This window comes from Chryseobacterium sp. JJR-5R (assembly GCF_034047335.1).
GTDB lineage: Bacteria > Bacteroidota > Bacteroidia > Flavobacteriales > Weeksellaceae > Chryseobacterium.
In genome coordinates, this window is sequence record NZ_CP139137.1 from 2010482 (window position 1) to 2026905 (window position 16424).

Consider the following 16424-nt stretch of genomic DNA (forward strand, 5'->3'; position numbering starts at 1 on the left):
TTAATTTTTAATGCTTTGCTGATGGGGCTTTACTTCCACCGGATTTTCTGTATTGTTGTAAAAAAGCCATTCGATGGCCCTTGGGAATTCCTGGGACCAGTAAAATTCACTGTGGGTGCCTTCAGGATTGATGTTCGTACGGAATTCAAAATCAAACAGGTTTTTCTTTTCCCACCGTTTGAGGTACTGCTCAAAGACCTGGATCCTTTTCACCATTTTGGAACCCTCCTGTTCGCCGCCGTAGAGGTAGATTTTAGTACTGAAAGGAGTCCTGAAATTCATCATCGGAAAGTTGTTGTTCGGCTCTACCCAGAGAGACGGTGAAAAAATCAATAATTTGGAATAGACTTCAGGATAGAGAAACCCGCTGTAAATACTGATCAGGGCACCCAGGGAGCTTCCCCCGATGCCCGTGTTCTCACGGTCTCTTTTGGTACGGTAGTTCTGGTCTACAAAAGGTTTTAAGGTATCGGTAATAAAACGGATGTACTTTTTCCCTTCCGAACCGTTGGCCACATGATCATTATCGAAGATGTATTCTTTGACCCTTTCCTCGCTGCCGTGTTCTATGGCAATAATGATAATGTCCCCGCGGCCGTATTCTGCAAGAATAGAAAGCTTTTTGTCGATTTCCCAGTTGCCGTACCCGCTCCCTTCATTAAAAAGGTTCTGGGCATCCTGAAGGTACAGCACGGGATAATTTTTATCCGAAACATAATAATCATAAGGCAAAAGCGCCCATACTTTGCGCGAACGCTCCAGCTGCGGAATATAAAACGCTTCCGAGATAATTTCTGCAATCGGGAAAAATTCCTTTTTGAAAGGCCCCCAGTTAAATCTCCAGTTTTCTACTTTATCCGCAGTTTTCCCTGCATATTTTGATGCTTTTCTGTTGGGGGTAATGTTCCCGTAGGAATCCAGTTCCACATTTTCCCAACCGCCTTTGGCAAACTTATATTCGATATGATCCGGCAAAACCTGCGGGTCAATTTCAATATAATAATTCCGGGCGTCTGACTGCTTAAGCTGAAAGCGGTAATCCTTAGGGTTCCAGTTGTTGAAATTTCCTGTAATAAAGATCGCTCTGTCATCATTCGCTTCCGTATAAAGTTCAAACCTCATCATGCGTGTTTAAAATTCTGAGTGCTAAATTTATAAAAAAAACTTTTAAATCTCATTACCATTAAAGCCTTAAAAGGTGATTAAAAATTAATATATTTGATCAATACAAATCATAGTGTGCGGTTAATATAATAATAACTTCATTAATAATTAACACGCACTGCTGTTTGTTTTGGTACTTTCAGAAAATATAAAATTAAATCAAGCCGTAATGAATTCGGTTAAGACACATACACTTTTTACGGATCATGATATTTACCTTTTCAAGAAAGGCAGTCATTACAAACTCTATGAAAAATTCGGGGCATATTCCGTTGAAAAAGACGGCGTAAAGGGAGTTTATTTTTCCGTGTGGGCTCCCAATGCGAAGAAAGTTTCGGTGATTGGGAATTTCAACAGCTGGGACGCTCAGGAGCATATCCTGTTTCCGAGATGGGACAAATCCGGCATCTGGGAAGGGTTTATTGCGGGTTTAACCTGGGGGACGCTGTACAAGTACGCGATAGAAACTGCCCTGGGGGAAATTCTTGAGAAAAGCGACCCTTATGCATTGAGCTGGGAGCAGAGCCTCCAGGCTGCCTCACTGGTCTCCACCACCTGGTATGAATGGGACGACAAGGAATGGATGGAAAACCGCTGGAAAAACAACAGCCTGAAATCGCCTGTTTCCGTCTATGAAGTTCACCTGGGTTCGTGGATGAGAAGTCATGATCACCCTGAGCGTTTCCTGAGCTACCGCCAGATTGCGGAAAAATTAGTTCCTTACCTCAAAGAAATGGGGTTTTCCCATGTAGAATTTATGCCGGTCATGGAATATCCGTATGACCCCAGCTGGGGCTACCAGATTACCGGTTTTTTTGCCGCAACATCACGCTTCGGGTCCCCGCAGGATCTGATGTATCTGATTAACGAGCTCCACCGGAATGAAATCGGGGTAATTTTAGACTGGGTTCCGTCCCATTTTCCGGGTGATGCCAACGGGCTGCACCGGTTTGACGGTTCTTTCCTGTATGAGCATGAAGATCCCAGAAAGGGCTTTCATCCCGACTGGAAATCCTATATTTTCAACTACGGAAGAAATGAAGTAAAATCCTTTCTTGTTTCCAATGCGATGTTCTGGCTGGACAGGTACCATGCAGACGGTTTGCGTGTGGATGCGGTAACCTCGATGCTCCACCTCGATTATTCAAGAAAAGAAGGCGAGTGGGAGCCCAACATATACGGAGATAATGTAAACCTTGAAGCCAAAGCGTTTCTACAGGATTTCAATAAAGCGGTTTATAAAGAGTTCGGAGACCATATCATCACCATTGCAGAGGAAAGCTCGGATTTCCCGATGCTGACCAAGCCTGTTCATGACGGCGGCGTAGGTTTCGGAATGAAATGGATGATGGGCTGGATGCATGACACATTGGATTATTTTAAAAAAGATCCGGCAGAAAGGAAATTTTACCACCATAAGCTCACCTTTGCTTCGATGTATATGTATAATGAAAATTATATGATGCCTCTGTCCCACGATGAAGTGGTGCACGGAAAAGCAAGTATGATCTATAAAATGCCTGGCGACGAATGGCAGAAATTTGCGAATCTCCGGGCCCTGTATGTTTACATGTTCACGCATCCCGGTGCCAAGCTTTTATTCATGGGAGATGAGTTCGGGCAGACCGGGGAATGGAACTTTACCCGCAGCCTGGACTGGCATGTGCTGCAGTATCCTGTGCATAAGGGCCTGCAGGCCCTGGTTAAAGACCTGAACCACCTCTACAGAAACGAAGCCGCTTTTTATGAAAACCAGTTTGACAGCAGCGGTTTTGAATGGGTGGAAGCTGACGATCAGGAAAATTCAGTGTATATCTACTTGAGAAAAGGGAAAAATAAAGATGACGTTTTTATGGTTATCCTTAACTTAACACCGCGGGTTTTAGATTATAAAATTGGAGTGGAAGCCGGAAGCCGGTGGGAAGTCGTCTTTAATTCAGATGATGAAAAATATGCGGGAAGTGGTGTAAAGCCGGATATTTTTGGTGAACAGCCCGAAGCGTATAAAGGATATCCGAAATCAATCAGCATAAAGCTGTCTCCGCTTTCAGGCATGATTTTAAAGAAAAAAGGCAAAAAATACACACAGAGCAGAATTAATAAACGCAAAAGATAAAGCAGAACAATGATCATATATCATCTAAGCACGGAATGTTATCCGGTTGCAAAAGTGGGGGGATTAGCCGATGTAGTAGGGGCTTTGCCTAAATATCAGAATAAAATTAACGGAATTGATGCCAAGGTGGTAATGCCGTGGTACAATAAGCCTTTTGTCTCAGATCATGAATTTGATATCGTTTTTGACGGTTTTATCCATCAGGGGCCTAATATGCTTCAGGTTCAGGTATTGAAAGAGAAATCCGATACCTTGGGATTTGAGCTGTATCTGGTCAGGATTCCGGGATTGCTGGACAGAGATAACCCATATGGATACCAGGATGAAAATTTCCAGTTCCTGGGTTTTCAGCACGGCGTACTGCACTGGCTGAGCGCGATGCAGATCCGTCCCGATGTTTTGCACTGCCATGATTACCACACGGCACTTGTACCCTTTATGGTTGAAAACTGCCCTGAATTTTCTTTCCTGAAAGGTGTTAAAACAATCGGGACCATCCACAACGGTGAATACCAGGGAATGATGAGCTGGGAAATGGCGGATTATATGCCTGGATTTGACCGGTACCGATGGGGACTGCTGGACTGGAACGGGCTGATCAACCCTTTGGCGAGCATGATCAAATGTGCACACAGTTTTACAACAGTTTCCCAGGGATACCTTGAAGAACTTTTTACTACCTTCAGGGGATTGGAAAGCCTGGTGCGTTACGAATCCGGAAAGGCATACGGAATTATCAACGGGATTGATGCGGAAGTATGGAACCCTGAAACCGACCCGATGCTGGATTTTAATTTTAATCCTAAAAATGCGGTTGTACAGAAAAAGAAAAACAAGAAAAACCTTTGCAAGGCATATGGCTTAAGGCCGGAACTTCCCTTATTTGCTTTTATCGGGAGGTTTGCTACGGAGAAAGGAGCTGATTTACTGCCTGATATTGTTTCGAGAAGCATTAAACAAAGTTTCGGAGGCTTGAATATCATGATCCTGGGTTCCGGAAATTCCTACATAGAAAATAAGCTGAAAGAATACGATTATACCTACACCAACTTTGCTTTGGATTTAGGCTACAAAGAACATCTTTCCCATCAGATTTATGCTTCGGCAGATTTCTTACTCATGCCGTCAAGGGTTGAGCCGTGCGGACTGAACCAGATGTACGCCATGAAATACGGCACAGTTCCGATTGTTTCCTATACGGGGGGCCTGAGAGATACGGTGCAGGACATTTCAACAGGAGGCGCAGGCATCAACTTTACGTATCCCGGAGTAGATGACATTATCCATGCAATAAGCAGGGCTTTAATGCTCTATAACCAGAAAGGAATGATGGAAAATCTTGTCCATGCCAATATGGGTTTTGACTTTGCCTGGGAAAAGTCAGCGGAGAAATATATCGCTTTATACAACAGTTAGACAAAATCATGAAAAATATATCCTGTATAGGGGTGTTTGGTTTAATGTTTGCCGTTCCCATTGGGATCGGTGCCCAGAACAATATGCCGATGACGGTATTGCATAACCGGCAGGCAGCAGTGAATGAACAGCAGCGGCTTAACCGTTTTATTGAATCCAGTTACAGGAATTATTCTTCTGATTCTGAAATGCGGTTAAAAATGAGTTATAACCAACTGTCGAGGATCGAAGAACGGATAAAGAAGATAAACGCAGAAATTGCAGAAGAAAAAGCCGGGTACGGACAGACAACAGATCATGAAGAAAAAATAATCCGCCGCAAAGCCAGATTGGATAATCTTTACAAAGATAAGTCTAAAGTTCAAAACAGGATAGACCGGTTGGAATCATCGGGCAGGAAAACGGAAAAAATAAAAACGGATACACTAAAATAAATTAATATTAACTCAAATATAAAAACACAGCATAATTTATGAACCGCAATGTTATATCCATTGTTTTAGGGGGTGGCAGAGGAACTAGGCTTTTTCCTTTAACGTATACGAGATCAAAACCGGCCGTGCCAATTGCAGGCAAATACCGTCTGGTAGATATTCCTATTTCCAACTGCCTCAACTCGGGGATGAATAAAATCCTTGTTCTGACGCAGTTTAACTCAGCGTCATTAAATTCACACATCAAGAATTCCTATCATTTTGACATTTTCAGCAAAGGTTTCGTGGATATCCTGGCAGCAGAGCAGAACGTGGAAAATGAAAGCTGGTATCAGGGAACAGCCGATGCCGTAAGACAGTCGATGAAGCATCTTGAAAAATATGATTATGAGTATATCTTGATTCTTTCCGGTGACCAGCTGTATCAGATGGACTTCAAAGAAATGCTTGATTTCCATATTGAAAAAGGCGGTGACGTAACCATTGCTACCATTCCCGTCAATGCCAAGGATGCAACAGGTTTCGGAATCTTAAGTTCCGATGATGAAGGCAATATCACTTCTTTTGTTGAAAAGCCCGGTTATGATATGCTAAACGGCCTGCAGTCTGAAGTATCAGAAGAAAATAAACATGCGGGAAAAGAATACCTTGCTTCCATGGGGATCTATATCTTTACGAAAACGATCCTGAAAAAAATGTTTGAGGACGGAGCCGGGGACGATTTCGGGAAAGATATTATTCCCAATTCAATTGGGAAATATACTACATTAAGTTATCAGTATGAAGGGTACTGGACAGACATAGGAACTATTGAGTCATTCTACGAGGCCAACCTGGATCTTTGCCAGGACTTCCCGCAGTTCAATCTGTTTTCCGCTTCGCCTATTTATACCAGAGCTAGGATGCTTCCTCCTTCCAAAATAAATGGGTCTTATGTAAGTAAGGCGGTTTTCGGGGACGGATGCATCATTATGGCTGATAAAATTGAAAATTCAGTGATCGGTAACAGAACGAGAGTAGATAAGGGAAGTACCATCGTAAATTCCTATGTGATGGGTGCGGATTTTTATCAGGACACCCTTGAAATTGTGAGTAATGACAGGGAAGGACGTCCCAATATGGGGATCGGAAAGTACTGTTATATCGAAAAAGCGATTTTGGATAAAAACTGCCACATCGGTGACAATGTCAGGATCATCGGCGGCAAGCATCTCAAAGACGGCGATTACGGAACGCATTCGGTGCAGGATGGCATTATTGTAGTGAAAAAAGGGGCGTATCTCAACCACGGTACCCACATTGGATAATTTAAACAAACATACCGCAGAAGTGATCAATATATTGGTCACTTTTGTTATTTGTATTACATTTGTACGATGCGTTTTTTTAAGATCATAGCGGTACTGATAGTGTTGATGATCGGGGCTTATACGGCTTCGATGTATTATTTTGTGGATGAAAGCAAGGATTTCAGGGTAGAAAAGGAAATTGATTATCCCGTTGAGAAAGTTTTCAGCCAGTTCAACAACCTCCAGAACTTTACCCGATGGAATAATTTCTTCACCGGTTCCCCTACCATCGATATCGATTACTATACGCCTTATGAAGGCCAGGGAAGTTCCATCAGCTATACTGATCCGAAAAAAGAGACCGATGGCGAAATGTTTATCCGTTATGAAAACCCCAATAAAACCCTGAGATACCAGCTTTTCGAAGACCGCAATGAAAGTCCTACCCTGGTGGATGTGAAATTTAAAGCGGTTTCTGCGGAAAAAACCAAAATCACATGGATTGTACATACCCCCAAATTATCAGTTTTAAAACGGGTCGGAAACTTCTGGACTGAAGACCGGTTTGCCGAAAATATTGATAAAAGCATGGCAAACCTTAAAAATTCCTTGGGAAATAAAGTAGAGAAAGACAACCAGATGGCAGCAATAAAATATGACAGCATCATGGTTGAGAACGAAGAAGAAAAACTGTTGCTCGGGATCAACGTCAGTACCTCTAATAAGAAAGACGCACTGTACCGGAATATCGTAATGAATTATAATAAAATGTATACTTATACGACGATGGATCTGGGCAAAAAAGATGATGAATTCGGTTTTCCTGTGCTGATTACGGATGCGGATAATTACAAAGACAAGGAAGTATCGTATTTCCTTGGGGTCCCTTTATCCAAAAAGTTTGGCATAACGGACAATAACTTCAGTTTCAGGACGCAGAATCCTACCCGGAATTATGTAATGTACTACAAAGGTAGTTATGAGGCAAGGGTAAAAGCGCTGCAGCAGTTAATCCAGAAAGCCAAAAAAGATGAAATGCGGTTTAATGACATCCGCCAGACTTTCCTTGAACGCCCGGTAGAAGATCAGCAGGTCAATATGAAGCTCTCATTATCAGTATTTAAGTAAATCTCCCGGAATTCTTCCGGAATAAATCTTTTATGGTTTTTTAATAGTTTAAAGGCTGTTCTACCTCGGTTTTTTTTATTAAATTTGAAGATTAATTCTACTAACAAATTTTAATAAAAGATAAACTGTAATAATGGACAGATTTTCATTCCTAAACGCAGCTCATTCTCAGTTAATTGAGGATTTATACCAACAATATTTAAAGTTCCCGGACTCTTTAGAACCATCATGGAAGGCCTTTTTTCAGGGCTTTGATTTTGCGTTGGAGAACTATGGGGATGATGATGATATACAGTATATTCAGACTTCTGCAGCTCCTGCGCCTGCAGCACAGCAAATTTCCCAGGCCGCTACCGGTGGCGAAGTACCGGAGCATATCAAGAAAGAATTCAGGGTGGTAAACCTTATTGAAGCATACAGGAGCAGAGGCCATCTGTTTACACAAACCAACCCTGTAAGAGAAAGAAGGCACTATACCCCAACACTGGACATTGAAAATTTCGGCCTGAGTAGCGCGGATCTTCAGACAAAATTCAACTGCGCTCTTGAAACAGGGATGAAAGAGCCTGCCACTTTGCAGGAGCTTATCAAGCACCTTGAAAATATTTATTGTGATTCTATCGGTGTAGAGTACATGCACATCAATAACGTTGAAGAGAAAGATTTTATTAAAAAATGGATTCAGGTTAATGAGAACCATCCCAGTCTTTCAGCCAACGAAAAAACAGAAATCCTGTTAAAATTAAACCAGGCGGTAGCATTTGAAAATTACCTTCATACAAAATTCGTAGGGCAGAAGAGATTCTCTCTGGAAGGAGGTGAAACATTGATCCCGGCTTTGGACCAGCTGATCTCAAAATCTTCACAGCTGGGTGTTGATGAAGTGGTGCTGGGAATGGCCCACAGAGGAAGGCTGAATGTGTTATCCAATATTTTCGGTAAATCGTACAAGCAGATTTTCTCTGAATTTGAAGGAAAGGAATTTGAAGAAGATGTCTTTTCCGGTGATGTGAAATACCACCTGGGTTCATCCAAAACGGTTAAAACCGCTTCCGGCGAAGAAGTTTCCATCAATTTAACGCCAAACCCGTCTCACCTTGAAACAGTGGCAGCCCTTGTGGAAGGGATCTGCCGTGCGAAGGTAGATAACAAATACAAAGGAGATTACTCTAAAATATTACCGATTGTCATCCACGGGGACGGTGCTATTGCCGGACAGGGAATTGCTTACGAAGTGGCCCAGATGATGACGCTGGAAGGTTACAAAACCGGAGGTACGGTTCATATAGTAGTCAACAACCAGGTTTCTTTTACCACCAATTATGCGGATGCGAGATCTTCGACTTATTGTACAGATATTGCCAAAGTAACGGAATCTCCTGTAATGCACGTAAACGCAGATGATGCGGAAGCAGTGGTCCACGCGATCCATTTTGCTGCAGATTTCAGGGCTAAGTTCGGTAAAGACGTATATATTGATTTACTGGGATACAGAAAATACGGTCACAATGAAGGGGATGAGCCGAGGTTCACGCAGCCTAATTTATACAAACTGATTTCAAAACACCCGAACCCGAGAGAAATTTATAAAGACAGGCTTCTTAAAGACAGCATAACTTCAAATGACGTTATTGCTAAAATGGAAGCTGATTTCAAAGGGCTTCTGGATAAGGATTTTGATGCCTCCAAAGAAATCGAGAAAAACATAATGGATGTTTTCATGTCCGAAGACTGGACGAAATACCCGATTGCAAAAAGAGGTGCCGTTCAGGAAGCTGTTGATACGAAATACGACCTGGAAAAACTAAAAGAACTGGCGATTAAAATGTCGACACTTCCTTCTGATAAAAAATTCATCAATAAAATTACCAGGCTTTTTGAAAACAGGATCAAAGCAATCGAAGGGAATTCTCTAGACTGGGCTTTGGGAGAATGGCTGGCCTATGCCACCCTGCTTACTGAAGGCCACAACATAAGAATTTCCGGTGAAGATGTGGAGAGAGGAACATTCTCCCACAGGCATGCGGTAATAAAAACAGAGGATACCGAAGAAGAATACGTCCCGTTACGACAGGTTTCCGAAAGCCGGTTTGATATTTTCAATTCCCACCTTTCCGAATATGGTGTATTAGGCTTTGATTACGGCTATGCAATGGCTTCTCCGAATACACTTACCATTTGGGAAGCTCAGTTTGGGGATTTCGTTAATGGTGCCCAGATTATTGTAGACCAGTACCTGGCCGCAGCAGAGGAGAAATGGAAGATCCAGGACGGACTGGTGATGTTGTTGCCTCACGGATCGGAAGGGCAGGGTGCAGAACACTCTTCAGCCAGACTGGAAAGGTTCCTTACCCTTTGTGCCAATGAAAACATGGTGGTGGCAAATATTACATCGCCGGCCAACTATTTCCACCTGTTGAGAAGACAGCTGAAATGGCCTTTCAGAAAACCGCTGATCGTAATGAGCCCGAAATCCCTGTTGAGACATCCGAAAGTGGTTTCCCCGCTTGAAGATTTCTCAGACAAAGGGTTCCAGCCAATTTTAGACGATCCTACTGCAGATCCTGAGAAAGTGGAAAAACTGGTTCTCTGTTCAGGTAAGCTGTATTTTGAACTGCTTGCTAAAAAAGAAGAACTGAATGCTGAAAATGTTGCCTTGGTAAGATTCGAGCAGCTGTATCCTCTTCAGGCAGATGCCATTGAAGCGGTATTCAGCAAATACGGAAACAAAACATCCATCGTCTGGGCTCAGGAAGAACCGGAAAACATGGGCGCCTGGTCTTATATCTTAAGGAACTTCAGAGATACCGGAATTCAGGTAATAGCTCCGGTTCCAAGCGGTGCCCCGGCTCCGGGAAGCCATAAAATGTTTGAAAAGAACCAGAACCTGGTAATCAACAGGGTATTTGACAGAGACGATGCTCCGGCAAAAAGACCTGTAACAGCTTAATTTAAATAATAATCAATCAATAAAAAATAAAAAATACGATATGTCAGTTTTAGAAATGAAAGTTCCTTCACCGGGCGAATCAATTACAGAAGTTGAAATTGCAACCTGGCTTGTGAAAGATGGTGATTACGTAGAAAAAGATCAGCCCATCGCTGAAGTGGATTCAGATAAAGCGACACTTGAACTGCCTGCTGAAGAAAGTGGTATTATTACTTTAAAAGCTGAAGAAGGAGATGTGGTACAGGTAGGACAAGTGGTGTGTTTAATTGATAGGGATGCTGCAAAACCTTCAGGTGATGCGGGCGCTGCTCCGGCTGCTGAAGCTCCGAAACAGGAAGAGGCCCCGAAAGCGGCTGAACCGGCTAAACAGCAGGAAGCTCCGAAACCTGCAGCACAACCACAACCTGTAGCGGCTGCAGCCCAGACCTATGCAACCGGTGCTCCGTCCCCGGCTGCCAAGAAAATCCTTGACGAAAAAGGAATCGATGTCTCACAGGTTTCAGGTTCCGGAAGAGACGGAAGGATTTCTAAATCTGATGCTGAACTGGCAGCGGTTCCTGCATTGGGAGGAAACCCTGTGAGTGCTACAGGATCCAGGTCTACAACCACAACCAAACTTTCCGTTCTCAGAAGAAAAATTGCTCAGAGACTAGTTTCTGTGAAGAATGAAACGGCAATGCTGACAACTTTCAATGAAGTTGACATGTCTGAAATTTTCAGACTGAGAAAACAATATAAAGAAGAATTTGCCCAGAAGTACGGAGTAGGGCTCGGCTTCATGTCTTTCTTCACGAAAGCGGTAACCAGAGCTTTGCAGATGTATCCTGATGTAAATGCATCAATAGACGGTGATTTCAAAGTAAATTATGATTTCTGCGATATTTCAATTGCTGTTTCCGGTCCTAAAGGACTGATGGTTCCGGTATTGAGAAATGCTGAAAATATGTCTTTCCAGAGTGTTGAAGCTAATATTAAAGATTTGGCTATCAAAGTAAGAGACGGAAAAATTACGGTTGATGAAATGACAGGCGGTACTTTTACCATTACGAATGGCGGTACTTTCGGGTCTATGCTTTCTACACCGATCATCAATCCTCCTCAGTCTGCGATTCTGGGTATGCACAATATCATCCAGAGACCGGTTGCTGTTGACGGGCAGGTGGTAATCCGCCCGATGATGTATGTGGCCATGTCTTATGACCACAGAATTATCGACGGTAAGGAATCTGTAGGTTTCCTTGTAGCGGTAAAAGAAGCAATTGACAATCCGGTAGCCGTTTTAATGGGCGGAGACGAAAGAAAAGGTCTGGGTCTGTAATCAATCAGGCTAATTGCATATAAGTTACGGTCTCGCCTCAAAAAGGCGAGATTTTTGTATCTCTTATTATAAATACGAGCATGATGTTTTCACAGACTACCTCAAATATCAAAGTTTCAGTAATTCCTGAATATGATAGCAAGAACAGTTACCCCTCGGAAAACAGATATGTTTTCAAGTATAATATCACGATCGAAAATGACGGGGATTTTCCGATAAAAGTACTGAAAAGAAAGTGGCTTATTTTTGATGTGGGTTTTGGGTTTACAGAAATTCTCGGCGATGGGGTCATCGGTTTAACACCTGAAATTCCTGTAAATGAAAATTTCACTTATTTTTCAAATGTCATGCTGCGTTCAGGAGTTGGCCATATGAGCGGAAAATACCTGGTAAGAAATACAGAGACCGATGAAAATTTTGAAATAGATATCCCCAAATTTAACTTGCTGTCTGAAATATTGAGCAATTAATTAAGCCCGGTGTATTTAATAATTGTGAATTTTAATAATAAATCTAAAGCTTTTTAATTTTTAGTTTCATGTAATCTGATACTTCATCATTACTCGTCAGGAGCAGTTTTTCAAAAGCCAGTAAAGAAATTTTGGCGCATACTTCGGCATCATCTCCTGCTCTGTGGTGATTGAATTTTATATCATGGTATTCCGCAAGGTTTTTCAGGCCGTATTTAGGCAGATAATTCCATGATTTCTTTGCCAGCTGGATGCTGCACATATAATTCATTTTTGGCGTAAACATGCCATAATGATTAAGGCAGCCCCGCAATACTCCGGCATCAAAACCTGCATTGTGGGCAATCATTAAAGTTCCGTACATCATTTCCTCAACTTCATACCAGATCTCATCAAAAGTGGGTGCATCTTTCACATCATCCGGAATGATTCCATGCACGTCTACGTTAAAAGGGCTGAAATAGGGAAAGCTTGGCGGTTTGATCAGCCATGTTTTTGTTTCCACGATTTTAGAATCCTGTACGATGCATATGCCCAGCTCACAGGCTGAGTTTCTTTCATGGGTGGCTGTTTCGAAGTCCAGTGCACAAAAATCCATTAGATTGATTTAAATTGTTTGAATTAAGGCTATTTTCTTCCTAAAAAATGTTTAAAGATCAGCCATTCGGACTGGTAAAACTTTTTTTTCTGGTGCTTCTGCCGGCGCTTCCACGTTCCCGGCACCTGTAAATAAAATGAGGAATGTGCCCTCCCGACAGCCCAGAAATGAGTGAGTCCGTATTTGTATCCGAAGTAGGCCGCAGCAAACCCGTCAAGGCAGAGCCTTAAAAAAAGAGTACTGATCAGTTTTGGGAAAGGAAGGTTCTTCAGCATCATAGACAAGTTATTCCTGATATTCAGGAATGTTTTTTGAGGGCTTTGCTTATTCAACGTACCGCCTCCGACATGGTAAACTTCAGATTGCCCGGTATAAAAGATTTTCTTTCCCGAATTGATTAACCTCCAGCAAAGATCAATTTCTTCCTGATGTGCAAAAAACCGTTCGTCAAAACCGTTCTGTTCCCAAAAGTCTTCCGTCCGGATAAATAAGCAGCAGCCGGAAGCCCAGAAGATTTCCGCTTCATCATCATACTGTCCTTTGTCTTCCTCTATATCATCAAAGACCCTTCCCCTGCAGTACGGGTACCCCAGGTTATCGATTAAGCCTCCTGCAGCACCGGCAAACTCAAAATATTTTCTGTTGTCAAATGATAAAATCTTAGGCTGGACGGCTGCAATTGACGGGTCTTTTTCAAATACCTGCAGAACAGGTTCAATCCAGTTTTCGGTAACTTCAACGTCAGAATTCAGTAAACAGTAATAAAGATAAGGATCATTGATCTTTTTTAATCCTTCGTTATAGCCTCCTGCAAAGCCGTAATTTTTATTGTTACGGATAATTCCTACCGAGGGAAAATGAGTTTCTAAAAATGCAGCTGAATCATCTGTAGAAAGATTATCAATGACATAAATATCTGCATTTTTAGAAAACCGGACAACCTGAGGAAGAAACTTTTCAAGCCAGTTCTTTCCGTTCCAGTTTAAAATGACAACGGCTAACTTTTGGGACATGCGATCTGTTTTTTAAGAATCAAAATTTTTAATGGCATCCTGATATTTCCATTTCCTATGTGACCAGAGATAATTATCAGGGCGTTTATGAAGCGTATTTTCCAGCAGCTTATGGAATTTTTTAACGACTTCGTGCTCTACAAATTTTTCTCCGTCGGGCTCGATTCTGTGATAATTTATCTGATAGAATCCTCTTTTTACCTTCTTCATCTCACAGTAAATGAAAACAAGATCCATCCGGGTGGCCAATTTATCGTATCCCGTAAAAACCGGGGTCCTCTGGTTCAGGAATTCCAGTCCGTAGGTAATATGCGAAAAATGAGGGGTCTGGTCTGCCACAAATAGATAGACAGCATTACCGTCGTTTTTGGATCTGAAGATACGAAGAATAACTTCTTTGGCTTCCAGTGCTTCATTACCGAATTTGTTCCGGATCATTTTCATCTGGTCTTCCCAGAAACTGCTTTTCACCCTCCGGTATACGGGATGGCTGTGTTCCTGAGGAACAATGGTTGCCAAAGCATTCATCCATTCCCAGTTAAAGACATGCCCGGCGAGCAGGATAATATTTTTCCCTTCTGTTTTGGCATCCTGGAAAAGTTCCTGGTTGATGTGCTGCATCCTTACCCTGGCTTCCGTTTCAGATATAGTGAAAGATTTAATGGTCTCCACAAGATAATCGGAAAAATTTCTGTAGAACTTTTTCCTGATCGCTGCAATTTCTGCATCAGATTTTTCAGGAAAAGAATTTTTAAGATTCTGGGTAATTACTTTTTTTCTGTACCCGACAAAATAATAGTTCAGAAAGAACATGATATCCGAAAATATGTATAATATTTTCAGCGGAAGCTTTGAAATTAAATTTAATATCTTGATCAGGAAATTCATAAAACAGGCAAATTTACGGATAATAAAATTATGGTTCTCTTTTTGCAGGCAATAAGTATTATTTTTTTATTTTTATGATATGAAAAAAGTATTGTTAACAGCATTTTTAGGATTCAGCAGTATTGCTTTTTCCCAGGAACTCAAAGATAAACCCGACGAAGCAAAGAAAGCGGATAAAACTTTATGGGTACAGGCAGACCATGCAGAAATGGATGCTAAGAAAAAAGCGGCAGAAGAGAAGGCGGGGCTGCCTAAGCCCTATGACCCGAAAGCTGATGCAGAGAAAGACATCCGCAGCTTAATAGCGAAAGCTAAAAAAGAAAAGAAGAACATCATGATCCAGGCAGGGGGAAACTGGTGTATCTGGTGCTTACGATTCAATAATTTTGTGCAGACTACCCCTGAACTGAAACAGATCGTAGATAAGAATTACCTGTATTACCATCTTAATTATTCTCCGGATAATAAAAATGAAAAGGTTTTTTCTGGATATGGAAATCCCGGGGATAAATTCGGATATCCGGTTTTTATAGTCCTTAACAAAGAAGGGAAACAGATTCATATCCAGCCTAGCGATGTTCTTGAAGAAGGGAAAGGATACAGCCTGCAAAAAGTTAAAGACTTTCTGGAACAGTGGAAAGCCAACTGATAAAAAAGAAGCCGTCTTCCAAGGAGACGGCTTTTTATATGGCGATAAATCGCTTTTTTATTAAGCTTCTTCAGATTCGGCAGGCTTAGCTTCTTCTTTTTTAGGAGCAGCAGGAGCTTGTGGAGCAGGAGGAGCGTCAGATACGATATCGAATTCGAAATTGTACTCAACGTTTCTGTGCAGTCTGATGTTAGCAGTTACTTTACCTGTTCTTTTGATTGTGTTCCCAGGAATTTTGATGTATTTCTTGTCAACAGAAACTCCGGCTTTGGCAAGAGCAGCAGAAAGATCTGCATTGTTGATAGATCCGAATAATTTGTCACCAGAACCTACTTTTGCAGGAATAGTAATAGAAGTTTTCTTTAATTGATCTACTACACCGTTTGCTGTAGCGATTAATTTAGCTTCTTCTTCTTTTCTGGCTTCCAAAGTAGCTTCCAGAGCTGCTTTGTTTTTAGGTGTAGCCAAAAGTGCGATACCTTGAGGAAGCAAGAAGTTTCTAGCATAACCAGGCTTTACACTTACCGTGTCAAATTCAAGGCCTAAGTTTTCTACGTCTTTTTTTAGGATAATGTCCATTGTTGTTGTCCTTTTTTAGATCTTAGAATTATCTAAAATCAAGTTAGAATTAATTATTTATTCAGCAACAAAAAGCCAGAAGCGATGCGCTAATGGCTGATTGCAATTTTTATTTCAATAAGTCAGCTACGTATGGTAGTAATGACAAGTGTCTTGCTCTTTTGATTGCAGCAGAAACTTTTCTTTGGTATTTTAAAGAAGTTCCTGTGTATCTTCTTGGTAAGATTTTACCCTGCTCGTTTACGAACTGTAATAAGAAGTCAGCATCTTTGTAATCAACGTGCTTAATTCCGAATTTTTTGAATCTACAATATTTCTTTTCAGATTTTGTATTGATATCAAGCGGAGTAAGGAATTTTACTTCAGATTCTCCTCCAGCTGAGGCTTGTTTAGCCATATCATCTATTGCCAT

15 protein-coding genes are annotated in these 16424 nt (G+C 41.6%); 9 read left to right on the forward strand and 6 right to left on the reverse strand.

The window, feature by feature from the left end; all coding sequences use genetic code 11:
• Complete coding sequence (locus SD427_RS09055; protein ID WP_320560951.1) at window positions 1-1122, reverse strand: alpha/beta hydrolase-fold protein; 1122 nt, start codon at window positions 1120-1122, stop codon at window positions 1-3.
• A gap of 211 nt (window positions 1123-1333) precedes the next feature.
• On the opposite strand from SD427_RS09055, the gene glgB reads away from it, so the two are divergent.
• The 8 genes from glgB (at window position 1334) to apaG (ending at window position 12285) form a co-directional block, all read left to right on the forward strand.
• A complete protein-coding gene (glgB, locus tag SD427_RS09060) occupies window positions 1334-3280 on the forward strand; it encodes a 1,4-alpha-glucan branching protein GlgB (protein WP_320560952.1) in 1947 nt (648 codons plus the stop codon).
• A gap of 9 nt (window positions 3281-3289) precedes the next feature.
• Window positions 3290-4696 (forward strand): glycogen/starch synthase, encoded by a 1407-nt coding sequence (locus SD427_RS09065; protein WP_320560953.1) that lies wholly within the window; start codon window positions 3290-3292, stop codon window positions 4694-4696.
• Window positions 4697-4704: 8 nt separating this feature from the next.
• Window positions 4705-5130: a hypothetical protein gene (locus SD427_RS09070; protein ID WP_320560954.1), complete on the forward strand. Its 426-nt coding sequence runs from the start codon at window positions 4705-4707 to the stop codon at window positions 5128-5130.
• A 38-nt stretch (window positions 5131-5168) separates the two neighbouring features.
• A complete protein-coding gene (locus SD427_RS09075; RefSeq protein WP_320560955.1) occupies window positions 5169-6437 on the forward strand; it encodes a glucose-1-phosphate adenylyltransferase in 1269 nt (422 codons plus the stop codon).
• Between the two features lie 69 nt (window positions 6438-6506).
• Window positions 6507-7547, forward strand: coding sequence for an SRPBCC domain-containing protein (locus SD427_RS09080; RefSeq protein ID WP_320560956.1), 1041 nt, complete (start codon window positions 6507-6509; stop codon window positions 7545-7547).
• Window positions 7548-7680: 133 nt separating this feature from the next.
• On the forward strand, window positions 7681-10497 hold the full coding sequence (locus tag SD427_RS09085; protein ID WP_320560957.1) for a 2-oxoglutarate dehydrogenase E1 component: 2817 nt from the start codon (window positions 7681-7683) through the stop codon (window positions 10495-10497).
• A gap of 40 nt (window positions 10498-10537) precedes the next feature.
• A complete protein-coding gene (gene odhB / locus SD427_RS09090; RefSeq protein ID WP_320560958.1) occupies window positions 10538-11815 on the forward strand; it encodes a 2-oxoglutarate dehydrogenase complex dihydrolipoyllysine-residue succinyltransferase in 1278 nt (425 codons plus the stop codon).
• Window positions 11816-11895: 80 nt separating this feature from the next.
• Window positions 11896-12285 (forward strand): Co2+/Mg2+ efflux protein ApaG, encoded by a 390-nt coding sequence (gene apaG, locus SD427_RS09095; protein ID WP_320560959.1) that lies wholly within the window; start codon window positions 11896-11898, stop codon window positions 12283-12285.
• A 43-nt stretch (window positions 12286-12328) separates the two neighbouring features.
• Here apaG and SD427_RS09100 read toward each other — a convergent pair whose 3' ends face one another.
• Genes SD427_RS09100 through SD427_RS09110 form a run of 3 tightly spaced genes read right to left on the reverse strand, consistent with a single transcriptional unit; the run spans window position 12329 to window position 14784 of the window.
• The gene (locus SD427_RS09100) at window positions 12329-12883 is read right to left on the reverse strand and encodes a 3'-5' exonuclease (protein WP_320560960.1); all 555 of its coding nucleotides are present in this window, start codon (window positions 12881-12883) and stop codon (window positions 12329-12331) included.
• Window positions 12884-12912: 29 nt separating this feature from the next.
• Window positions 12913-13896 carry a glycosyltransferase family 2 protein gene (locus SD427_RS09105; protein ID WP_320560961.1) on the reverse strand — a complete coding sequence of 328 codons (984 nt, stop codon included), beginning with the start codon at window positions 13894-13896 and terminating at the stop codon, window positions 12913-12915.
• Window positions 13897-13908: 12 nt separating this feature from the next.
• Window positions 13909-14784: a lysophospholipid acyltransferase family protein gene (locus SD427_RS09110; protein ID WP_320560962.1), complete on the reverse strand. Its 876-nt coding sequence runs from the start codon at window positions 14782-14784 to the stop codon at window positions 13909-13911.
• A gap of 79 nt (window positions 14785-14863) precedes the next feature.
• On the opposite strand from SD427_RS09110, the gene SD427_RS09115 reads away from it, so the two are divergent.
• Window positions 14864-15433 (forward strand): thioredoxin family protein, encoded by a 570-nt coding sequence (locus tag SD427_RS09115; RefSeq protein WP_320560963.1) that lies wholly within the window; start codon window positions 14864-14866, stop codon window positions 15431-15433.
• 60 nt (window positions 15434-15493) lie between these two features.
• Here the strand turns inward: SD427_RS09115 and rplI are convergent, their stop codons facing one another.
• Both rplI and rpsR read right to left on the reverse strand, forming a co-directional pair.
• On the reverse strand, window positions 15494-16012 hold the full coding sequence (gene rplI, locus SD427_RS09120) for a 50S ribosomal protein L9 (RefSeq protein ID WP_320560964.1): 519 nt from the start codon (window positions 16010-16012) through the stop codon (window positions 15494-15496).
• Between the two features lie 109 nt (window positions 16013-16121).
• A complete protein-coding gene (rpsR, locus tag SD427_RS09125) occupies window positions 16122-16424 on the reverse strand; it encodes a 30S ribosomal protein S18 (RefSeq protein WP_027385529.1) in 303 nt (100 codons plus the stop codon).